The organism is Actinobacillus indolicus (assembly GCF_004519515.1).
In the GTDB taxonomy this organism is placed as follows: domain Bacteria; phylum Pseudomonadota; class Gammaproteobacteria; order Enterobacterales; family Pasteurellaceae; genus Glaesserella; species Glaesserella indolica_A.
Genome location: NZ_CP038145.1, coordinates 914,348 through 935,179, shown reverse-complemented (window position 1 = coordinate 935,179; position 20,832 = coordinate 914,348). Strand labels below are relative to the sequence as shown.

General features: G+C 40.2%; 19 protein-coding genes and 3 pseudogenes. 16 read left to right on the top strand and 6 right to left on the bottom strand.

Annotation, left to right across the window (positions count from 1 at the left end):
* The first annotated feature begins 52 nt into the window (after positions 1 to 52).
* From EXH44_RS04480 to corA, 6 genes and pseudogenes are all read left to right on the top strand, one after another.
* On the top strand, positions 53 to 721 hold the full coding sequence (locus EXH44_RS04480; protein WP_162856452.1) for an NAD(P)H-dependent oxidoreductase: 669 nt from the start codon (positions 53 to 55) through the stop codon (positions 719 to 721).
* Between the two features lie 18 nt (positions 722 to 739).
* Positions 740 to 2,334 (top strand): annotated as a pseudogene (thiP, locus tag EXH44_RS04475) (thiamine/thiamine pyrophosphate ABC transporter permease ThiP).
* On the top strand, positions 2,331 to 2,960 hold the full coding sequence (gene thiQ / locus EXH44_RS04470) for a thiamine ABC transporter ATP-binding protein (RefSeq protein ID WP_162856451.1): 630 nt from the start codon (positions 2,331 to 2,333) through the stop codon (positions 2,958 to 2,960). The pseudogene thiP and the gene thiQ overlap by 4 nt, the downstream one beginning before the upstream one ends.
* Before the next feature lie 69 nt (positions 2,961 to 3,029).
* Positions 3,030 to 3,956 (top strand): SPOR domain-containing protein, encoded by a 927-nt coding sequence (locus tag EXH44_RS04465; protein WP_162856450.1) that lies wholly within the window; start codon positions 3,030 to 3,032, stop codon positions 3,954 to 3,956.
* A gap of 14 nt (positions 3,957 to 3,970) precedes the next feature.
* Positions 3,971 to 4,288: a DUF2322 family protein gene (locus EXH44_RS04460; protein ID WP_162856449.1), complete on the top strand. Its 318-nt coding sequence runs from the start codon at positions 3,971 to 3,973 to the stop codon at positions 4,286 to 4,288.
* A 289-nt stretch (positions 4,289 to 4,577) separates the two neighbouring features.
* Positions 4,578 to 5,543 (top strand): magnesium/cobalt transporter CorA, encoded by a 966-nt coding sequence (gene corA / locus EXH44_RS04455; RefSeq protein WP_162856448.1) that lies wholly within the window; start codon positions 4,578 to 4,580, stop codon positions 5,541 to 5,543.
* Between the two features lie 32 nt (positions 5,544 to 5,575).
* Here corA and ftsX read toward each other — a convergent pair whose 3' ends face one another.
* Genes ftsX through ftsY form a run of 3 tightly spaced genes read right to left on the bottom strand, consistent with a single transcriptional unit; the run spans position 5,576 to position 8,556 of the window.
* Positions 5,576 to 6,502: a permease-like cell division protein FtsX gene (gene ftsX, locus EXH44_RS04450; RefSeq protein ID WP_162856447.1), complete on the bottom strand. Its 927-nt coding sequence runs from the start codon at positions 6,500 to 6,502 to the stop codon at positions 5,576 to 5,578.
* A 9-nt stretch (positions 6,503 to 6,511) separates the two neighbouring features.
* Positions 6,512 to 7,165 (bottom strand): cell division ATP-binding protein FtsE, encoded by a 654-nt coding sequence (ftsE, locus tag EXH44_RS04445; protein WP_162856446.1) that lies wholly within the window; start codon positions 7,163 to 7,165, stop codon positions 6,512 to 6,514.
* Entirely contained in the window at positions 7,165 to 8,556 is a 1,392-nt protein-coding gene (gene ftsY / locus EXH44_RS04440) for a signal recognition particle-docking protein FtsY (protein ID WP_162856445.1), read from the bottom strand. Before ftsY ends, ftsE begins: the two co-directional genes overlap by 1 nt.
* Before the next feature lie 98 nt (positions 8,557 to 8,654).
* Between ftsY and rsmD the strand changes: the two genes are divergently transcribed.
* The 8 genes from rsmD (at position 8,655) to cgtA (ending at position 15,249) form a co-directional block, all read left to right on the top strand.
* Positions 8,655 to 9,245: a 16S rRNA (guanine(966)-N(2))-methyltransferase RsmD gene (rsmD, locus tag EXH44_RS04435; RefSeq protein ID WP_162856444.1), complete on the top strand. Its 591-nt coding sequence runs from the start codon at positions 8,655 to 8,657 to the stop codon at positions 9,243 to 9,245.
* Between the two features lie 118 nt (positions 9,246 to 9,363).
* Positions 9,364 to 10,158 (top strand): glucosamine-6-phosphate deaminase, encoded by a 795-nt coding sequence (nagB, locus tag EXH44_RS04430; protein WP_162856443.1) that lies wholly within the window; start codon positions 9,364 to 9,366, stop codon positions 10,156 to 10,158.
* 8 nt (positions 10,159 to 10,166) lie between these two features.
* Positions 10,167 to 11,318, top strand: a complete 1,152-nt coding sequence (gene nagA, locus EXH44_RS04425) for an N-acetylglucosamine-6-phosphate deacetylase (protein WP_162856442.1) — start codon at positions 10,167 to 10,169, stop codon at positions 11,316 to 11,318.
* 200 nt (positions 11,319 to 11,518) lie between these two features.
* Positions 11,519 to 11,830: a 50S ribosomal protein L21 gene (gene rplU, locus EXH44_RS04420; RefSeq protein WP_005711422.1), complete on the top strand. Its 312-nt coding sequence runs from the start codon at positions 11,519 to 11,521 to the stop codon at positions 11,828 to 11,830.
* A gap of 20 nt (positions 11,831 to 11,850) precedes the next feature.
* Positions 11,851 to 12,108, top strand: coding sequence for a 50S ribosomal protein L27 (gene rpmA / locus EXH44_RS04415; RefSeq protein WP_005711421.1), 258 nt, complete (start codon positions 11,851 to 11,853; stop codon positions 12,106 to 12,108).
* Positions 12,109 to 12,185: 77 nt separating this feature from the next.
* Positions 12,186 to 13,115: a DMT family transporter gene (locus tag EXH44_RS04410; protein WP_162856441.1), complete on the top strand. Its 930-nt coding sequence runs from the start codon at positions 12,186 to 12,188 to the stop codon at positions 13,113 to 13,115.
* Position 13,116: 1 nt separating this feature from the next.
* Positions 13,117 to 14,037 carry a DMT family transporter gene (locus tag EXH44_RS04405; protein ID WP_162856440.1) on the top strand — a complete coding sequence of 307 codons (921 nt, stop codon included), beginning with the start codon at positions 13,117 to 13,119 and terminating at the stop codon, positions 14,035 to 14,037.
* Positions 14,038 to 14,073: 36 nt separating this feature from the next.
* The gene (cgtA, locus tag EXH44_RS04400) at positions 14,074 to 15,249 is read left to right on the top strand and encodes an Obg family GTPase CgtA (RefSeq protein WP_162856439.1); all 1,176 of its coding nucleotides are present in this window, start codon (positions 14,074 to 14,076) and stop codon (positions 15,247 to 15,249) included.
* A 42-nt stretch (positions 15,250 to 15,291) separates the two neighbouring features.
* Here the strand turns inward: cgtA and gatZ are convergent.
* A pseudogene (gene gatZ, locus EXH44_RS04395) lies at positions 15,292 to 16,314 on the bottom strand (tagatose-bisphosphate aldolase subunit GatZ); the annotation flags it as partial.
* 40 nt (positions 16,315 to 16,354) lie between these two features.
* Here gatZ and EXH44_RS04390 point away from each other — a divergent pair.
* Positions 16,355 to 17,008, top strand: coding sequence for an IS1595 family transposase (locus EXH44_RS04390; RefSeq protein ID WP_162856388.1), 654 nt, complete (start codon positions 16,355 to 16,357; stop codon positions 17,006 to 17,008).
* A 21-nt stretch (positions 17,009 to 17,029) separates the two neighbouring features.
* Here the strand turns inward: EXH44_RS04390 and EXH44_RS04385 are convergent.
* A pseudogene (locus EXH44_RS04385) lies at positions 17,030 to 17,275 on the bottom strand (class II D-tagatose-bisphosphate aldolase non-catalytic subunit); the annotation flags it as partial.
* Positions 17,276 to 17,539: 264 nt separating this feature from the next.
* On the opposite strand from EXH44_RS04385, the gene ygiD reads away from it, so the two are divergent.
* Positions 17,540 to 18,322, top strand: a complete 783-nt coding sequence (ygiD, locus tag EXH44_RS04380) for a 4,5-DOPA-extradiol-dioxygenase (RefSeq protein WP_162856438.1) — start codon at positions 17,540 to 17,542, stop codon at positions 18,320 to 18,322.
* Positions 18,323 to 18,365: 43 nt separating this feature from the next.
* Here the strand turns inward: ygiD and mrcB are convergent, their stop codons facing one another.
* Positions 18,366 to 20,762, bottom strand: a complete 2,397-nt coding sequence (mrcB, locus tag EXH44_RS04375; RefSeq protein WP_162856437.1) for a penicillin-binding protein 1B — start codon at positions 20,760 to 20,762, stop codon at positions 18,366 to 18,368.
* Positions 20,763 to 20,832 lie beyond the last annotated feature (70 nt).

Genomic DNA, 20,832 nt, shown 5'->3' with positions numbered 1-20,832 from the left:
TAAGTAAAGCGTATCATAATATGGTAATCAATTCATTGAGGGGAAACAAATTATGTCTATTTCTAAACAAGCTATTCTTGATGCCTTTCATTATCGCCACGCTTGCAAACAATACGATCCAACGAAAAAAATCAGTGATGAAGATTTCCAATTTATTTTGGAAACAGGGCGTTTATCGCCAAGTTCTTTTGGTTTTGAGCCGTGGAGATTTTTAGTGATTGAAAACCACGCTATCCGTGAGCTTATTCGTGATAATGCGTGGGGGGCAAAGGATAAGGTGATGGATTGTAGCCATTTTGTTGTGATCCTTGTTCGTCAGCCTGAAACCTTGCTTGCTGATGGCGAATATGTGCAACATATGATGCGAGATGTTCACCATATTCCTGAAGAAGCGTTAAAAATGCGTCAAGGTTTTTATCGCAACTTCAGTGAAAAGGATTTTGGCTTGACCCAAGATCCGGTGGCGTTTTATCACTGGGCTTGTCGTCAAAGCTATATTGCGTTAGCCAATATGCTTACCGCTTCAGCAATGATTGGCATTGATAGCACGGCGATTGAAGGTTTTCCATTGGAAAAAATGGATCAGCTTTTTGTCGAAAAAGGGCTATATGATCCGAAAGTCTATAAACTCAGTGTGATGGTTGCCTTTGGTTATCGTGCGGTAGAACCTAAAGCGAAAACCCGTCAAGCAATCTCTGATGTGGTGGAATGGGTGAAATAATTGCAAGTTGGTAAGCAAATCTCACCGCTTGTTACTCGCAAGCTGACCCAATTTTCCGCTTGGGCAAGCTATGTTGGCTTGCTCTCACTCTATGCGTTCAGTTTCTGGGCATTATTTGAACATCGTGCCGATGAAACCTTTTGGTCGTGGCAAGAAACGTGGCAAATTTTAAAATACAGCACCTTGCAAGCAACGCTGTCGGCGAGTTTATCTTTACTGTTTGGTGTTTTGTTGGCTCGTAGCTTTTTCTACCTACGTTTTCGGGGCAAAACTTTGCTCTATAAGCTGATTTCATTTGCGTGGGCGTTGCCATCGTTGGTAGTGATTTTTGCATTAATCGGGGTTTGGGGAAATTCAGGTTGGATAGCCCATCTCGTTCAAGCGGTGGGATTGTCGTGGGATTTTTCCCTGTACGGTTTACAAGGGATTGTGTTAGCTCATCTGTTTTTGAACATTCCCCTTGTCGCAAAGTATTGCCTTGAAGGGCTACATCTTATTCCAACACATCAGCACCAACTGGCGAACCAGCTCAATCTGTCTGGGTGGCACTACTTTAGGATTATTGAATTACCGATATTAAAAGGCATTTTGCCCTATGCCTATGCAACGGTTTTTCTGCTCTGTTTTACCAGCTTTCCAATTGTATTAATGTTAGGGGGGGGCCTAAATACAGTACGCTTGAAGTGGCGATTTACCAAGCGGTGACTTTTGAGTTTGATTTTGCGAAAGCGGTGATGTTAATTATGGTGCAAATCCTTGTGGGGATTGGCTTACAACTGATAATGGATTGGGTGACACGCTTTAGTTTTCAGCGAGTGAAAACGCAGTCTGTGTCGATTGAGATCTGGACGGCACAGCCTAAAGGTAAGGAAAAATGGCTACTACAAGCGGTGCTTTTCGGGGCAATTTTTACCATTTTATTACCGCTTGCAAATGTAGTTTGGACTGCCATTTCAGTATCAAACTTTTGGCAACGGCTCTTTTCGCCAACACTTTGGCAATCGGCAAGCTATTCGTTGTTATTAAGTCTTATCGCATCTTGTTTTGTGATCGGCATTGCTTATCTACTCGCCCTTGAAACTCGCCAGCTTGCTTATCATAAACAGAAAATCAAGCAAAGCATTCTCGCAGGTGTGAGTACTTATCCCCTGATTTTGCCGATATTTATGTTAGCCGTTGGGCTATTTTTACTGCTGATCAATGTGCAATTAACCACTTGGCAACTGCTATTGTTGGTGGGAATTTGTAACGGTTTGATGCTACTGCCTTACATCTATCGCTTGTTGTTTTCAGCAATGTGGGAAGCCTTGGTTTCTCACGATAAATTGGCTCGTAGTTTGGGATTAACGGGGCTTCGCCGTTGGTGGATCGTGGAAAAAAATTATCTTATCCGACCGCTTATCAATGCTTTTGCCCTGTCAATGTCAGCAAGTTTAGGCAATTTTTCCGTGATTGCCTTTTTTGGTAGCCCTGACTTTAGCACCTTACCTTATTTGCTTTACCAACAATTAGGCAGTTACCGAACTGAAGATGCGACTGTTACCGCATTTCTTTTAATGCTATTTGCCTTTTTGCCGTTCCTATTGATTGAACAGAAAGAGAACCGTCGATGATTTGTTTAAATGTTGAATTTGATTACCCTGAAATGCCAATGCAGTTTCAACTCAATGTAAAAAAGGGGGAACGCATTGCGGTGATTGGTGAAAGTGGTGCAGGCAAAAGCACCTTACTTAATCTGATAGCAGGTTTTGAAAAAGCGGATCGTGGTGAGATTTTACTCAATGGGGAAAATCATTTTGCCACTGAACCAGCCCAACGTCCTGTATCGATGTTATTCCAAGATAATAACCTTTTTCCACATTTAACGGTTGCTCAAAATATCGGTTTAGGGCTAGTTTCTCGTTTACATTTTAATGCTACGCAGATGCAAAAAATTACGCAAATTGCAGAGCAGATGGGCATTGCTGAACTGTTAGAACGCCGTTCGGATTTATTATCCGGCGGGCAAAAACAGCGTGTGGCGTTAGCCCGAACACTCCTTAGAGATAAACCGATTTTGTTGTTAGATGAACCTTTTTCTGCCCTTGATCCACAAAAGCGAATGGAAATGCAACAACTGGTTGTAGAATTATGCCAACAGAAACAGCTCACGTTACTGATGGTGACACATCAAGTGGAAGAAGTGAAAAACTGGTGTGACAGAGTGATCGAAGTCAAACAAGGTTCGTTGATTTACTAGTCAAAATCCGATTTTTTCAGTAAGATTAGCGTTTATTTTACTCATTTATTTTTTTAAGCAGAGGTTATTGTGCCAAATCGTGATTATGCCGTTCGTTCTAAATCTAAGAAAGGCGGAAATAAAGTGCTTATTTTAGCTATTATTATTTTATTATTAATGGGAAGCGGCTTAGCTTTATGGTTATTAAAAGAAAGTAGCCCACCAATGGTGGTTCCAACTCAAACCGTACAAACTCAGCAACAACCGAAAAGTAGTTTGCCGACTCCGCCAGAGGAAGTGTATAGCTATATTCGTGACTTAGAAACAAGAGAAGTGCCTGTTGATAAGAACTCCAAACTTGCTCAATTAACAAAAGAGCAAGAAAAAGCGATACAAAAGCAGAAGGAAGAACAATTACGTTTAGAACAAGTTGCACAGAATGCTCAGACTGCAACTACTGTTGCTTCTGTGGCAACAGAGAGTGAAACTGTAAAAGTAGAAAAAGCACCAGAAACGACGGAAACTAAGCCACAAATTGTTGCGCTTACCCCAGAAGAATTGGCAGCGAAAAAAGCTAAAGAGCAAAAACTGGCAGAAGAAAAACGTAAACAGGCTGAGTTGAAAAAACAACAAGAACTTGCAAAAAAAGCAGAACAGGAAAAAGCAGAGCAGGCTAAGGTTGAATCTGCAAAATCTGAGCCTGTAAAAGAAACAGTACAAACGGCTAAACAAGAAAGCACTAAACAAGAAACGGCCAAAATTGTGGCAACGGCAAAACCTGCATCAGAAGCTCCAAAAGCTACAGGTAAATTTGGCTTACAATGTGGTGCGTTTAAAAATAAAGCTCAGGCAGAGAATATGCAAGCTCGTTTAGCGATGGCAGGATACAATGCTCGCATTGCTAGTAATGGTGAATGGAATCGTGTGTTCGTAGGTCCAGTAGGTGATAGAGCAGCCGCATCATCAGCACAATCTAATGCTCGTAGTGTGGCGGAATGTTTAATTATTGCGATGTAATGGGGAATTAAAAAATGCAATTTAAAGATTATTTAGCAACTTTTCCTAGTATTGAACATTTATCGGGTTTAGATGTATTAAATGAGCAAGGTGAGACGATTCATCATATTCCAGCAGTAGAAGGTAAACTGGGTTCACTAAAACTTTACTATGCGCTATCTACGCAGTTTAATCAAAAATTAAACAGTGAGTCTGCAAAGCAAGGTGTGGTATGGTTTGCAGAACATCTTGAAGATGCGAAGCAACATGTAGGAAAACACCCGAATATTGATCTTTTACTCAAGGTGGTTGAGCAAGATTTGCAATATGTATTAAAACCGATTGAAAAATAGAACATAGCTGACAAGGTTAAGTAAGGCACTTTCACAATACAGAAAGTGCCTTTTTATTTTAAATCAGAAAAATATCTCCTTTTTCTTGACGATTTTGGCTTTAATCTGTACCATTCGCCCGTTTTTTTCACTTGAGGATATCTATTTTGGACAGTCACAGTCGATACTTATCAGTTTTTTAACCTTTCTCGTCCAAAATCCTTTTGCCGACGAGAGTCGGTAATTCTTATCAGTATCTTATTTTGTTTCTTTCTGTTCATCGCCTCATACCATTTGTTAGGAGTATGAAATGATCCGAGCTTTTTCGTTAAATAACGAGCGCTTAATCAGTGTAGATGAAACGACCCAAGACCAATTAAATCAAGCAATTTGGATCGATCTTGTTGATCCCACAGAAGAAGAACGTAGTGTATTAGAGCATCGTTTAGATCAAACGCTTGCTGAAGAGCATGAGTTGGAAGATTTAGAAGCTTCTGCACGTTTCTTTGAAGACGAAGATGGCTTGCACCTACACTCATTTTTCTATTGTTTAGATGATGACGATTATGCCGATATTGCAACAGTTGGTTTTACCATCCGTGATGGACGTTTATTTACATTACGTGAACGGGATCTACCCGCTTTCCGTTTATATCGTATGCGCTCGCGCCGTGCAAAATTGATTGATGGCAATGCCTATGAATTATTACTCGATTTGTTTGAAACCAAAATTGAGCAATTAGCGGATGTCATTGAAAATATTTATGCGGATTTAGAAAAATTAAGCCGTGTTGTGCTTAATACCCATGATGGGGAAAATAAAGGTGAGCATAACTTTGATGATGCTTTAGCTGAACTCACGGAATTGGAAGATGCAAGTTCAAAAGTTCGTTTATGTTTGATGGATACACAACGTGCGTTAAGTTTCTTATTACGTAAGACACGTTTACCGAACAATCAGCTTGAACAAGCACGTGACATTATGCGAGATATTGAATCACTTCAGCCCCATAATGAATCGTTATTTCAAAAGGTAAACTTCTTAATGCAAGCTGCAATGGGTTTCATCAATATTGAGCAGAACCGCATTATGAAATTCTTCTCTGTTGTTTCTGTGATGTTTTTACCAGCTACCTTAGTGGCATCTACCTACGGTATGAATTTTGAATTTATGCCAGAGTTAAAATTCCAATATGGTTATCCAATGGCAATAGGATTAATGATCTGTGCCGCAGCAACGCCATATCTCTACTTTAAACGTAAAGGTTGGTTATAAAAAATGAGGAAGTTAAAAACTTCCTCATTTTTTTAGTATCGAGAACCGATTTTTTGAATATAGCGATTTGTTGCTATTTTGGCGGATAGCCAGCCAAGGAAAATACTAAGAACGATAATAAAGACAACTTCACTCATATCAAAACCGTGTAGTTCAAATTTCACGGTAAACATATCCGAAACATAGCGAACTACGCCTGTAAAATAGCTAATGGTCATTAGGCTAAAGAGGATAGCCAATAAGCTACCTAAGAAACCGTAAATCATGCCGATATATAAAAAAGGCCTTGAAATAAAATGATCCGTCGCGCCTAATAACTGCATCACATCAATAGAGGCTTTGCTGTTTGACACATCTGAACGAACGCTATTTCCAATCACTAAGAAGACTGCAATCAGCATTAAAATCGTGCAAGTCACAGCAATACGAGCAATAAGCTGACTTAAGGCACTTAATTTTTCTATCCAACCATTATCTAAACGGACTTCTTGCACGCCTTTGATATTTTGTAAACCGTTACGAAGTTCCAACATACTATCTGGCGCAGTAAACTCTTTTTTAGGTTTTAATACAACAACAGCTGGCAATGGATTATCATCTAAAATATCTAATGCCTCACCAAACCCAGACCAAGTACGGAACTCATCCAAACTTTGTTGGCGAGAGATGTAATTCAATGATTCAATTTTATCTGTATTAAATTGACGAATTTTCTCTACCACTGCATTTACATCGTGTTCAGCCAAATTTTTATGTAAATAAACCGTTAATTCTGGTTCTGGATAAAATTCGGCAACGGCTTGGCTCGTATTTTTCCAAAGTAAATAACTTATAGTTGGAATCATGAGTGATGTTGCGATAACAAGCACGGTCAAAAATGTGCCAAATTTACGTTTGAGTAGATCTTGCCACACGGAACGCAAAATAAAACGGGTTTGAGCATTAAGTGAATTTAGCATTGTTGATCCTTACTTTAAGTGTCCTTCTTCCAACACCAAGCATGGTTTAGGGCGTTGGGCGATAATGTTTGTATCGTGAGTTGCAATTAACACTGTCGTTCCTGCTTTATTAAATTCTTCAAATAAACGGAAAATTTCAAAAGAGAGTTTATCGTCTAAATTTCCTGTGGGTTCATCTGCCAATAATAGTTGTGGTCGGTGAACAATCGCGCGAGCAATATCTACACGTTGTTGCTCCCCCCCAGACAGATGAAGCGGTCGGAAGTTTGCTTTATTTTCCAAACCAACACGACTTAACGCAAGGCGAGCTTCTCGTTCTGCAACGGTCTGATTAACGCCCATAATAATCAAAGGCAATGCCACATTATCTAAAATCGAGCGGTCGCTCAGTAGGCTATAATTTTGGTGAACCATACCAATCTGACGACGTAAAAAAGGCAATTCATGCTCCGCTAAGCGAGTAATATCGTGGCCATTAAATATAACCTGTCCACCATTAGCTCGCTCAATCCCCATGATGAGCTTAAGAAGTGTCGTCTTTCCCGCGCCGGAGTGACCTGTAATATATTTCATTTCCCCTTGAGCAAGATGAAAACTAATTCCTTGTAATGCAGGTCGTCCACCGCCTTTATAGGCTTTGCTGACATTGGTAAATTTGATCATTATTTATTTTCCTCATGCGTAAAGAGCGCTTCAATAAATTCATCGGCATCAAATGGGCGTAGATCATCAATTTTTTCACCCACGCCAATAAAGCGAATTGGAATATTAAACTGATCCGCAATCGCAAAAATTACCCCACCTTTCGCAGTTCCATCCAGTTTTGTTAAGGTAATTCCTGTTAAACCAACCGCTTCATTAAACAGTTTTGCTTGGCTGATCGCATTCTGCCCCGTACCTGCGTCAAGAGTAAGCATAATTTCGTGCGGTGCAGTTTCATCATATTTCTTCATTACTCGCACGATTTTTTTCAACTCGTCCATTAAGTTATTTTTGTTTTGCAAACGTCCTGCGGTGTCTGCGATTAACACATCAATCCCTTTTGCCGCCGCCGATTGCATTGCATCAAAAATCACTGATGCAGAATCAGCCCCCGTACTTTGAGCCACGACTGGAATGTGATTGCGTTCGCCCCACACTTGAAGCTGTTCAACGGCGGCCGCACGGAAAGTATCGCCAGCTGCCAACATCACCGATTTTCCTTCCGCTTGGAACTTCCGTGCTAATTTACCGATAGTGGTTGTTTTACCAACACCATTTACACCCACCATCAAGATCACATAAGGCTTCTTATCTTCTAATACCAATGGCTGAGCGACAGGTTTTAACACATCAGCCAGTTCAACTTTCAATTGCTGATAGAGCAACTCTGCATCTCGTAATTGCTGTTTTGTGGCGTGTTCGGTTAAATTTTTAATGATTTTCGTGGTAGTCGGCATACCTAAATCCGCCACCAATAACTGTTCTTCTAACTCTTCAAACAGCTCATCATCAATTTTCTTACCACTAAAGAAATTGCGGAAGCCAGAGCCGATACTCTGTTTCGTTTTAATTAACCCTTTGATTAAACGACTGAAAAAACCGCCTTCGCTGGTTGGTTTTTCTTGATATTCATCTGCCTGAACACTTTCTTCTGCTTGAGGTTCATCTTCCACATCTTGTTTCGTTTCATCTTCTACAAGCGGTGGGTTTTGCTCAGAAATGTGCAACTCTTCCGTTTGTTCGTCTGAGCTTTCGGTCGTTTCTGCTGTGGGTTCAACAACCGCTTGCTCGACAGTTTCAACTGTTTCTTCCGCCGTCTGTTCAACGATAACATCTTCGACAACTTCAGTTGGGACTTCCGCCACGTTTTCGGTTGTTATATTTTCTTCAATAACTTCTTCATCTTTTGCAAAACCTTGCTCAGAACTGACCGCTTGTTCTGTGATTTCCTCTGGTTGAACTTCTGCTTTCTCTTCTACTTTTTCTTCGGTCGCTTCCGTTTGTTCAACCTCTTCCTTTTTCCCGAAACCTAACCAAGACCAAAAGCCTTTTTTCTTCTTTTCATCTGACATTTTTTGCGCTCTCTTAAAATTAAAAAATCCATTTTCAACAAAAATGGAATAAACTTGTACTAGTCTATCATTTTTAACCCTAATTTTTACGATTTCGTATGAAAAAAACTCGAATTTCTACACAAAATAGACCTACGGGTGAAGTCCGTGTGATTGCAGGCTTATGGCGTGGGCGAAAACTACCCGTGTTAAACGCAGAGGGATTACGTCCAACCACTGACCGAGTAAAAGAAACGCTCTTTAACTGGCTGATGATGGATGTTGCGGGCTCTCGTTGTTTAGACTGCTTTGCTGGCAGTGGCTCACTTGGGATCGAAGCACTCTCACGCCAAGCACAAGCGGTCACATTTTTAGAAAAATTTGCAGACGCTGCAAACCAACTCAAAAAGAATTTAGTCAGTCTAAAAGCTGAAAATGGCAAGGTTATTCAAACGGACACCTTACAATTTCTCACACAGAAAAATAGAGAAATGCCTTTTGATCTGGTTTTTGTCGATCCGCCATTTCATCAAGGTTTTGTTCCACAAGTCTTAACAGCACTTGAACAAAACGGCTGGCTAACTGAAAACGCCTTGATTTATGTCGAAACAGAGAAAAATCATCTCCCGTTGGTCTTACCTGAACATTGGAAAGTCATTAAAGAAAAAACAGCAGGGCAGGTGGTGAGTCGGTTAATTCGGATCAATTAAGTCTCAAATTTGTGATCTTGTTCAAAAATTAGGTAAATTTTCTACAAATGAAGTGAATTCTCCTTTATAATTAATAATAATGAAGTTTTATTCCAAATTATGATTTTAAGGAGGATTTATGCGTTTAGTACCTTTAGATTGTGCTGAACAAGTGAGTCGTTGGGCCGCTCGTTATATTGCAGATAAAATCAATGCTTTCCAACCTACTGCAGAAAAGCCTTTTGTACTTGGCTTGCCAACGGGGGGAACGCCACTTCAAACCTATAAAGAATTAATTAAGCTGTATCAAGCAGGTGAAGTGAGTTTCAAACACGTTGTCACCTTTAATATGGACGAGTACGTTGGGCTACCACCAGAACATAAAGAAAGTTACCACTATTTTATGTTCCATAACTTCTTTAACCATATTGATATTCCCGTAGAAAATGTGAATATCCTAAATGGTATGGCAGAAGATGTAGATGCCGAGTGTGAACGTTATGAAGCGAAAATTCGTTCTTATGGCAAAATTCATCTCTTTATGGGCGGTGTTGGTGTAGATGGGCACATTGCCTTTAATGAACCTGCCTCGTCTTTAAGTTCTCGTACTCGTATCAAAACTTTGACAGAAGATACATTGATTGCGAACTCTCGTTTCTTTGATAATGATGTCAATAAAGTGCCAAAATTTGCATTAACAGTGGGCGTTGGGACTTTGATGGATGCCGAAGAAGTATTGATTTTAGTCACAGGTTATAACAAAGCCCTTGCATTACAAGCTTGTGTTGAAGGACCTGTAAACCATTTATGGACAATTAGTGCATTGCAATTACATCGTCGTGCGGTTGTAGTTTGTGATGAACCTGCAACGCAAGAATTGAAAGTTAAAACAGTGAAGTATTTCAAACAGCTAGAACAAAACGTAGCTCGTTAGGAGGAAAAATGAGTCGATATGCTTTAATGAACGGTGTGATTTACACTGGAAGTGAAGTGCTATATCAGCACGCTGTGATTATTAATGATGACAAAATTGAAAAAATTGTACATCAACAAGAGTTAACAGAAGACCTTTTTCAAATTGATTTAGAAGGTGCAAACCTTTCTGCAGGTTTTATTGATTTACAGTTAAATGGTTGTGGCGGTGTAACATTTAATGAAGACATTAGTGTTAAAACCCTTGAAATTATGCAAGAAACCAACCTGAAATCAGGTACAACAAGCTACTTGCCGACCTTTATTACTTCGCCAGATGAAGGAATGAAACAGGCAGTGCAAGTAATGCGTGAGTATTTGGCTAAATATAAAAACCAAGCACTCGGCTTGCATTTAGAAGGACCTTATTTAAGCGTGGCGAAAAAAGGGGTGCATCGTCCTGAATATATCCGTGAAATAAGCGGTGAGATGTTGGATTTTCTTTGCAAAAACGGTGATGTTATTACGAAATTAACACTTGCAGCAGATAATCCAACAGCAGATCATATTCAGAAATTTGTTGATGCAGGCATTATTGTGTCTATTGGGCATTCAAATGCGACTTTTGCAGAAGCTAAACGACGTATTGAGCAAGGCATTGGCTTTGCCACCCATTTGCATAATGCCATGTCGCCGATCAGCTCTGGGCGTGATGGTGGCGTAGTGGGGGCAGTGTTGGATAGCGATATTTACGCAGGCATTATCGTTGATGGCTTGCACGTGGATTGGAGTAATGTGCGTATTGCGAAAAAAGTCAAAGGCGATAAGTTGGTGATTGTGACCGATGCGGTTGCTCCAGCTGGTACTAAAGATATGGAATATTTTATCTTTGTGGGTAAAAAAGTTTGGTACAAAGACGGTAAATGTGTCGATGAATTTGGCAGCCTTGGCGGTGCGGCGATCACGATGATCGAGTCTATTCGCAATATGATGCAACATACGGATCTGACATTAGATGAAGTACTTCGTATGTGTACCCTGTACCCAGCCAGAGCGATTCACGTAGAAGACAAACTCGGATCTATTGAAGCGGGCAAAATCGCTAACTTAGCGGCGTTTAATAGCCAATTTGAAGTGATTGGTACTGCGGTAAATGGTCAGTGGAAATGGAGTCAGCTCTAATTTAAAGGATTAAAGGAATAAAAAGATCGTTTAAAGATCCTAACTTAAACGGTCTTTTTTATTTGTTTTTGAAGAATTTCAAATTTTTATCAATTTCTCGCTTGCTCTCATTTGAGTTTTTGCGTAGAATTGTCCACCTATTTTATATGAATTTAAGAGTGCCAAACGCAAAGCGATAGGCACATATTAGCGGAGTAAATATGTACGCAGTTTTCCAAAGTGGCGGCAAACAACACCGAGTAAGCGAAGGTCAAGTTGTTCGTTTAGAAAAACTTGAAGTAGCGACAGGTGAAAAAGTTGAGTTCGACTCAGTGTTAATGGTCGTTAATGGTGAAGATGTTAAAATCGGTACCCCAGTTGTTGCTGGCGGTAAAGTAGTGGCAGAAGTGGTTGCACACGGTCGTGGCGAAAAAGTTCGCATCGTTAAATTCCGTCGTCGTAAACACAGCCGTAAACAACAAGGTCATCGTCAGTGGTTCACAGAAGTGAAAATCACTGGGATTCAAGCATAATTTCAGAGGAGATCAAGTAGATGGCAACTAAAAAAGCTGGTGGTTCAACTCGTAACGGTCGTGACTCTGAAGCTAAACGCCTTGGTGTTAAACGTTTCGGTGGCGAATCTGTATTAGCAGGTAGCATCATCGTTCGTCAACGTGGTACAAAATTCCACGCAGGTAGCAATGTAGGTATGGGTAAAGACCACACTTTATTCGCAACTGCTGACGGTAAAGTAAAATTTGAAGTAAAAGGCGAGAAAAATCGCAAATATGTAAGCATCATTGCTGAGTAATCTTCAAAAGAATAAGATTAAAATGCCCCGCTAATCAATTAGCGGGGTTTTTTATTACCATTGAAACAAAAAAATTTATGTCAAAATCACAGCCTTTACTTGGCTTTCTCTTTGCCCTAACTGCCGTAATGATGTGGGGTATGTTGCCGATAGCCTTGCAGCAAGTTTTGAAATTTATGGACGCTCAAACGATCGTCTGGTTTCGGTTTATTACTGCAATGGTAGGGTTGTTTTTAATTTTGTGCTTTGCAAAAAAATTGCCTAAAGTGACCGCTTTCACTCGCCGTCATTGCTATCTGTTACTACTCGGTGTATTTGGTTTATCCTGCAATTTTTATTTATTTAATTTAGCGTTAAATCATATTCCACCAGCAGCCAGTCAAGTGATTAGCCCTTTTTCCTCTTTGATTATGGCGTTTATCGGCGTTTATTTGTTTAAAGAGAGCTTCGGTTTACATCAGAAAATCGGCTTTGTTATTGTACTGATTGGCTTGGGATTATTTTTTAATGATCGTTTTGATGATCTTGCTCAGATGAATGAATATGCCTGGGGAATGATTTTTGCAGTAGGAGCAAGCCTTATTTGGATCTGTTACAGCATTGCGCAAAAGATGATGCTAGATCGCTTTAACTCGCAGCAAATTTTGCTGTTTATTTATTGTGGCTGTAGCCTGGTTTTCACGCCTTTAGCGGATCTTTCACAAATCAATGATCTCAATGGTTTTGCGGTAGCTTGCTTGATCTTTTGCTGTTTAAATACGGTGATCGCTTATGGCAGTTATGCCGAAGCGTTAAATCGTTGGGAAGTGACTAAAGTGAGCGTAATGATGCCACTTATCCCGATCTGTACAATTTTATTTTCGCAGTTGGCATTTTATTTAAGTCCTGAGCATTTTGCTGAACCTGATTTTAACCATTTGACACATTTAGGAGCAGTTGTAGTCGTATGTGGAGCGATGCTTTCTGCAGCCGGACATAAACTTTTTTATCGACATAAACGGATTTAATATGAAACCACAACGCACATTACTTGGATTTTCGTTAGCCTTACTTACTGCGATGATGTGGGGTTCTTTGCCGATTGCGGCACAAAAAGTCTTGAGCGTTGTGAATGCTCAAACGCTCGTCTGGGTTCGTTTCATCGTAGCGGCAATCGGTTTGTTGCTCATTTTAGGCTTTACAAAAAAATTGCCGAAACTGACCGCTTTTACCCCACGTTTTCTTTGGTTAATCGTGATAGGCGTGGTAGGCTTGTCGTTGAATTTTTTCTTGTTTAGCTATAGTTTAAATTTTATTTCACCGACGACTAGCCAAGTATTGTGGCAATTAGCTCCGTTTACGATGATTTTATGTGGTGTGGTGATTTTTAAAGAACAATTTGGGCGACACCAGCAAATCGGCTTGTTATTGCTTATTATTGGTTTAATCGCCTTTTTTAATGAGCGTTTTGAGGAAATTTTCCAGTTAGGCACTTATGCTTTTGGGGTGCTTGTCGGAGCAGGTGCTGCAGTTGTTTGGGTTGTTTATGCGATAGCCCAAAAAATGATGTTAGCAAAATTTAGCTCACAGCAGATTTTGTTAATTATTTATGCGGGGTGTGCCTTGGTGCTTACCCCATTTGCTAGCCAGATAAATATGGATGGATTTGATCCGTTTTTATTGGGTTGTTTCATTTTCTGTTGTTTAAATACCTTGATTGGTTATGGTGCCTATGCCGAAGCATTAAATCACTGGGACGCATCAAAAGTAAGTGTAGTCACGATTTTAGTCCCGATTTTTACGATGGTTTTTTCAAGCATTGGACATTGGGTATTTCCCGATACCTTTGCAAGCCCTGATATGAATTTATTGAGTTATATCGGTGCATTTATTGTGGTGTCAGGCACGATTTTATCGGCGGTCGGACATAAATTAGTTAAAAGAAAATAAGCATTTCCCTAATTTGTATGGGAAATAGGAGAAGATATGAAATTTATTGATGAAGCCCTGATCCGAGTGGAAGCAGGCGATGGTGGAAACGGCTGTGTCAGCTTCCGCCGTGAGAAATTTATTCCGAAAGGCGGCCCTGATGGTGGCGATGGTGGTGATGGTGGTGATGTGTATTTAATTGCGGATGAGAACTTAAATACGCTCATTGACTACCGTTTTGAAAAACGTTTTGCTGCTGGTCGTGGTGAAAACGGTCGCAGCGCTGGTTGTACAGGGCATCGTGGTAGCGACATCACTTTGCGTGTTCCCGTCGGTACTCGTGCGATTGACAACGATACCCAAGAAGTGATTGGCGATTTAACCAAACACGGTATGAAAATGTTGGTGGCAAAAGGTGGCTATCACGGTTTGGGGAATACTCGCTTTAAGTCGTCAGTCAATCGTGCGCCACGCCAGAAAACCAACGGCACACCAGGGGAAAAGCGTGATTTACAGTTAGAATTGATGTTACTTGCAGATGTGGGAATGTTAGGTTTACCGAACGCAGGGAAATCCACCTTTATCCGTGCAGTATCAGCCGCAAAACCGAAAGTTGCAGATTATCCATTCACAACCCTTGTGCCAAGTTTAGGTGTAGCACGAGTTGGGGCAGATCGTAGCTTTGTGGTGGCAGATATTCCAGGGTTGATTGAAGGTGCGGCTGAAGGTGCAGGTTTGGGGATCCGCTTCCTAAAACACTTAGAGCGTTGTCGAGTACTCATTCACCTTGTCGATATTATGCCGATTGACGAAAGCGATCCTGCACAAAATATCTCTATTATTGAGTCGGAACTTTATCAATACAGCGAAAAATTGGCGGATAAACCGCAATGGCTGGTGTTTAACAAAATCGACACCATTGGCGAAGAAGAGGCGAGAGAAAGAGCCGAAGCGATTGTAGAAGAGATCGGTTGGGAAGGTGATTACTACTTGATTTCTGCAGCCACAGGGCAAAATGTATCCGCTTTAACCCGTGATATTATGGACTTTATCGAAGCAAATCCTCGTATTGAAGAAGAGGAAAAAGCGAAAGAAGAAGTGGCATTCAAATGGGACGACTATCATCAACAAGCGATGTTAAACCCGATTACCGAAGACGATTGGGACGACTTAGATGATGACGGTTGGACAGAAGAAGATGATGAAGGGGTAGAGTTTATCTACAAACCATAAGGTGAAAGGGGCAAGTTTATTTGATTTGCCCCTCTTCTTTACCTATTTACCACATCCATAAGCATAATCATTCAGTACCATTTGGATTTTATCAATCACGAGAGATTTAGGTGTTGCTTCAATCTCTTTGGCGAGTACCTTCTTCGCTTGCTCTGGGAGATATTGGCTTAATAAGCCAAGTGGAATGGCGGTATTAGATAGATTTTCTATCAATTTCTCAACGGCAGTATGAATACGTTCATGTGGCCAATAATAACGAATACGATCCGATAAGCTGAAGTGTAAATCCACCATCGCTTTAGAATGCTGCGGTGAATAGTATTTCTGCCAGTATTTGGGCTCATCTTGCATCACATGATCGATCACATCTAATAAATAGCTTCGTTTTTCAGGGCTAATTAATTCATTCTCAATATTGGCAAGGGCAAACAACGCTTCACGTAATGCAAAAGTTAACGCAGGGCCGACTTTGAGAATAGCAAAGTGATCTCGAACTAAAGCACGATAGGACTCTGGAATTTGGTAATCGGTGGAGTGCGCTTCAAAAATGTAAGGTGTCGATTCAATAAACTGTGAAAGTGCTTGGGCTTTTTCTGGCTCATATAAAATGACATTGGAGTGATCAAACTCCACACCTGGTTGCACAACAATACCAATAATCCGCTTAAATCCTTCGGTTAGTCCTAATTGAGTAAAAGCTTGGTGATGAGTATCTATGGTTTCCTGTGCGCTCTCAACCGTCGTGACCGCAATAGATTGAATAGCGTGAGCTTCTCCGCCAGGCACAGGAACTTCAGTCCCTACAATGTAGCTTATTTCCTCTTTTTCCGATTCAGAAAGTGCCGTTTCAATCGCTTGGCATAAAATTGCGGCTCGCTCGGCAACGACTTTCGGCGGTAGCGGTATTGGGTCATCGGCACAAGACATAGAGGCATCCAAATGAATTTTGCTAAATCCTGCTTTTGCATATTCAACAACTAAGACTTTAGCTTTTTCCATTGCAGTTGTAGCATCTTCATGTTGCCAGCAGTTTGGCCCAAGATGATCTCCCCCTAAAATAATTCTTGGGGCTGTAGTAGATTAGCACTTATGCTATACTACAAACATGAAGATAACTCGTTGTAAATTAAGTAAAAAAGTTCAAATAAAACTGCTTGAATTTTTTGTTGCACAAGTTACTGCTAGAACAGCAAGTGATTTGCTTGGCATTCAGCACAATTCAGCAGCTTTATTTTACCGCAAAATCAGACTTGTGATAGAATATAATCTCAACCTTGAAGCTCACACTTTGTTTGATGGCGAAGTAGAGCTTGATGAAAGCTACTTCGGTGGCATTCGCAAAGGCAAGCGAGGTCGTGGAGCTGGTGGCAAAACAGCTGTATTTGGTCTTTTGAAGCGTAATGGCAAGGTTTATACTGTTGTTGTAAAAGATACCAAGCAAAGTACCTTAATGCCTATCATCTCAAGCAAAATCAAGCCAGATAGCATCGTTTACACAGATGGTTACAGAAGCTATAATGCTCTTGATGTGAGTGAGTTTAAACACTTTCGCATCAATCATTCCAAAGAGTTTGTCAAAGATCACAACCACATCAATGGCATTGAAAATTTCTGGTCTCAAGCCAAACGAGTACTTAGAAAATACAATGGCATTGACAAGAAAAACTTCCATCTTTTTATCAAAGAATGTGAGTTTAGATTTAACTACAGCACACCATCTAATCAGCTTAAAATATTGAGAAAATGGTGTGGGATTTAGACCTTATCTACTACAGCCCCTAATTCTTTCTTGTGGAAAACCAACTTGTTCAGCAATGTGATAAACGAATTGTTTAAAGTCCGCTGGTGTCATGCCCGTATAGCCACCAAACTGGTTGACTTGGTTTGATGTTGCTTCAATTAAGACGTTGTTATTGGTATGAAGATCGAAGCGTAGTGCAGCTTCAATGACAAGTGGGTGTGCAGAACAAACAGAACAGATCCCAACAGTCTCACCTTCTTTATGTTTTTTGACGAGTGTTTTCATCTATTTTCCCCATGGTCGATTTGAAATCAAATGTAGTTTTACAAATCTTTAATAAACTTTCGTTTATTTTCAAATATAAGGTTATCAGATTATTTTTTAAATAAAACAAAAATAAATGAAAGTTGAGATCTTATTCACAAAATAGTCAGAATTTAACCTAGTCTTTATAACATCTGAATTCTCTTTTTACTTTTACTAAATACCCCATGAGATAAAAAGACTTTAGAATGTTGCTAGTTTCAATAAAAAACAAAGGATAACAAAATGAGAACTCCAGCACTTTTTGTCGGACATGGTAACCCGATGAATGTATTAGATAAAAATAATGTATTTAACCAAGGCTTTGAACAAATTACTCAAACCTTTGAAAAACCTAAGCTAATTCTTTGTATTTCGGCGCATTGGTATAGCTCAACATTGCAAGTTGCAAGCGGTGAGAATCCTGAAATGATTTACGATTTTCACGGCTTTCCAGAAGAACTTAGCCAAGTCGTATATCCTGCGAAAGGTAGCCCTGAGTTTGCACTACAACTACAACAGCTTCTTGCGCCAGAAAGGGTAGAGCTGAATGCAACCCGTGGTTTTGATCATGGCGCTTGGGCAGTCTTAAAATACCTTTACCCTGATGCAGATATTCCAGTAGTTCAACTTAGCCTTGATCGAACTAAACCAGCTGAATGGCATTTTGAACTTGCTAAAAAGTTACGCCCTTTACGTGAGCAGGGCGTATTGATCTTAGGCAGTGGCGATATTGTGCATAATCTCAGAGCGATTAGTTGGGAACATATCGATCAAGTTGGCGCAGGTTATGATTGGGCATACGAATTTAGAGATGCCATAAATGGTGCTATTGCTGAAAATAATGTGGATGCGTTAATCAACTTTGAAAAATTTGGTGAAAGTGCAGAGTTATCTGTACCAACTCCAGATCACTATTTGCCTTTACTTTACGTGATGGCACAACGAGATGAATCCAATAAGGTGACCTTATTTAATGATAAGCTCGTTGCTGGTTCAATCAGTATGACATCGGTACTTGTTGGTTAAATATAAAAAAATGGAAAGAATTGATATTCTTTCCATTATTTTTTTATTCTCTAGGTGCGACTTCTTCTATTGGGGCTTGTTGTAAGTTTTCTGCTTCATCTGCTTTCACAGGTTGGGTCGCAGATTTATCTTTACTTAGAGATAATGCATCCCAGACACTTTGGTTAGATTGAACGACAGCACCACCAGTACAATAACGTTGCCCTTTATCTTTCCAAACAGGGATTTGGCGGGAGCTTGAGCAATCCCACGAGCCGTAGCTATTAATACCTACCCATTGAAGATTCGGGGATTTTGGTAATTTAAACGCTAAAGGCTCTGCACGTCTTAAGTATTCCTTATAGATCTGCAATGCACCACTTGAGCCAGTAAGATTGGTATCACCGTTGTTATCTTTACCTAGCCATACCGTTGCTACATTCTCACCATCAATGCCCACAAACCAAGTATCACGTGCATTGTTGGTTGTCCCCGTTTTACCTGCCAGTTTTAGATTTGCAAAATCCGTCTGTAAGCTTCTTGCTGTACCACGTTCAACGACTTGTTGCATTGCATAAAGCGTTTGGATGGAGGCTTCTTCTGGCAAAATCTGTTTACCTGTTTTGCTTAAGTCAGGTTGATAAATCATCTCACCGCTTGGAGAAATGATGGCTTCAATCGTTGTTAATGGCGCTTTTAAGCCAGCATTAGCAATGACTTGATAAGATTTTGTCACATCATAAGGCGAGATTGAATAAGAGCCCAATAATGTAGCTGGATACGGTGGAATCTCTGCGTTATCCCATCCCATTTCTTTCTGTTTATCAATGACATTCTTCAAGCCGATTTTCATCCCAATATTCACCGTTGGAATGTTTAGGGAGCGAACGAGTGCATCCATTAACATAACAGAGCCACTAAATCGACGATCGTAATTTCGTGGCGACCATGGCGGACTTCCTTTTACGGTAATCGTAATCGGTTGGTTATTAACAGGGGTGTTCAACCTAAAGTTTTGCGGATTGGATAGCGCAATCGCATAAATGGACGGTTTCACCAATGAACCAATCTGACGTTTTGTTTGAATCGCTCGGTTAAAGCCTGCATATTGGGTTTGTACACCACCGACAATAGCACGAACCTTACCCGTTTTATATTCTGCAACCACAATCGCAGACTGTAAATCTTTGATTTTCTTATCGCTATTTTCAAGCTCTGCCACGCCATTGATAACCGCCATTTCTGCGGAGCGTTGCTGTTTTCGGTCAAGGGTCGTAAAAATTTTTGCGCCAGAGAGTAATGCAGATTTGCCTTCACCTAACTCACTCTTAATATCTAAATTCAAAGCGTGCATAAAGGCTGGCTGTTGGCGATAAATATTCCCTTTATCTTTCACGCCAAGTGGTTGTTTACTCAATAATTCATACAACTCTTCATTGATAACTTTATGCTCAAGTAACACTTTCAGCACTACATTGCGACGCTCTAAAGCCCCTTCAGGATTCTTCCAAGGATTATAAAGTGAAGGACCTTTTACCATTCCGACCAGCAATGCAATCTGGTTTAGGCTAATTTCTTGAACTGGACGACCAAAGTAGAATTGACTTGCTAATGCAAAGCCGTGAATTTGGTAACTGCCGTTTTGCCCTAGATAAATTTCGTTCAGATACGTTTCAAGGATACGATTTTTATCGTAACGGAAATCCAAAATCAGTGACATGAGCGCTTCATTTGCTTTACGTACAAATGATTTCTCATTGCTTAAAAAAAGATTTTTAACCAGTTGCTGTGTTAATGTACTACCACCTTGAACGGTACGCCCTGCTTGATAGTTAGTCAAAAAAGCACGAGCGATACCAAGTGGGCTGATGCCGTCATGTTGGAAAAAGCGTTTATCTTCGGTCAGTAATAGCGCATCAATTAAGAGACGTGGATAATCCTGAAGGCGTAGCGCTTGGCGCTCTTCATCATTATCCGAATGTAACATGGCGATCAATTTTGGATCTAAACGGAATTCATCGACTTCTTTGAATTGCACTAAATCTTCAATACGAGCTAATTTTTCATTCACAAAACGTAAACGAAGCACACGCTGAGCTTCAGGTGTTTCAGGAAATAAAAACGCTCGACGAAGTAAAACCAAAGAATCGCCTTCAATTTTAAAGTCGCCAGGTGTCGCAATTAAAGAGACTTCTCGATAGCCATTATCTAATAAAGCCAGTTTTACTTGCTCTAAGGTAAGATTGTCATCAAGACGAATACTCTCAATACGGCTATATACTTCAGCAGGTAATTGCCAAACTTGGCCGTCCATTTTGGAGCGAATCTTTCCATCCAAATAAATACCATATAACCCAACACAGCAAGCACCGAGCAAGGATAATTTTAAACATGTTGGGATAACATAGGGCTTTTTCTTCGGCTGTTGTTCTTCTTGAGCCGTTTCACTATTGTTCGACATTCTTAATGACCATCATAATTTTTACAAGCGGTGAGATTTTACAAGAATTTTGCATAAAAGACATTGCATT

Bases quoted from the DNA above. Each gene is read 5' to 3' on its own strand.
- EXH44_RS04480 (WP_162856452.1), top strand. From the start codon at position 53: ATGTCTATTTCTAAACAAGCTATTCTTGATGCCTTTCATTATCGCCAC.
- thiQ (WP_162856451.1), top strand. From the start codon at position 2,331: ATGATTTGTTTAAATGTTGAATTTGATTACCCTGAAATGCCAATGCAG.
- EXH44_RS04460 (WP_162856449.1), top strand. From the start codon at position 3,971: ATGCAATTTAAAGATTATTTAGCAACTTTTCCTAGTATTGAACATTTA.
- corA (WP_162856448.1), top strand. From the start codon at position 4,578: ATGATCCGAGCTTTTTCGTTAAATAACGAGCGCTTAATCAGTGTAGAT.
- ftsX (WP_162856447.1), bottom strand. From the start codon at position 6,502: ATGCTAAATTCACTTAATGCTCAAACCCGTTTTATTTTGCGTTCCGTG.
- ftsE (WP_162856446.1), bottom strand. From the start codon at position 7,165: ATGATCAAATTTACCAATGTCAGCAAAGCCTATAAAGGCGGTGGACGA.
- ftsY (WP_162856445.1), bottom strand. From the start codon at position 8,556: ATGTCAGATGAAAAGAAGAAAAAAGGCTTTTGGTCTTGGTTAGGTTTC.
- rsmD (WP_162856444.1), top strand. From the start codon at position 8,655: ATGAAAAAAACTCGAATTTCTACACAAAATAGACCTACGGGTGAAGTC.
- nagB (WP_162856443.1), top strand. From the start codon at position 9,364: ATGCGTTTAGTACCTTTAGATTGTGCTGAACAAGTGAGTCGTTGGGCC.
- nagA (WP_162856442.1), top strand. From the start codon at position 10,167: ATGAGTCGATATGCTTTAATGAACGGTGTGATTTACACTGGAAGTGAA.
- rplU (WP_005711422.1), top strand. From the start codon at position 11,519: ATGTACGCAGTTTTCCAAAGTGGCGGCAAACAACACCGAGTAAGCGAA.
- rpmA (WP_005711421.1), top strand. From the start codon at position 11,851: ATGGCAACTAAAAAAGCTGGTGGTTCAACTCGTAACGGTCGTGACTCT.
- EXH44_RS04410 (WP_162856441.1), top strand. From the start codon at position 12,186: ATGTCAAAATCACAGCCTTTACTTGGCTTTCTCTTTGCCCTAACTGCC.
- EXH44_RS04405 (WP_162856440.1), top strand. From the start codon at position 13,117: ATGAAACCACAACGCACATTACTTGGATTTTCGTTAGCCTTACTTACT.
- cgtA (WP_162856439.1), top strand. From the start codon at position 14,074: ATGAAATTTATTGATGAAGCCCTGATCCGAGTGGAAGCAGGCGATGGT.
- EXH44_RS04390 (WP_162856388.1), top strand. From the start codon at position 16,355: ATGAAGATAACTCGTTGTAAATTAAGTAAAAAAGTTCAAATAAAACTG.
- ygiD (WP_162856438.1), top strand. From the start codon at position 17,540: ATGAGAACTCCAGCACTTTTTGTCGGACATGGTAACCCGATGAATGTA.
- mrcB (WP_162856437.1), bottom strand. From the start codon at position 20,762: ATGTCGAACAATAGTGAAACGGCTCAAGAAGAACAACAGCCGAAGAAA.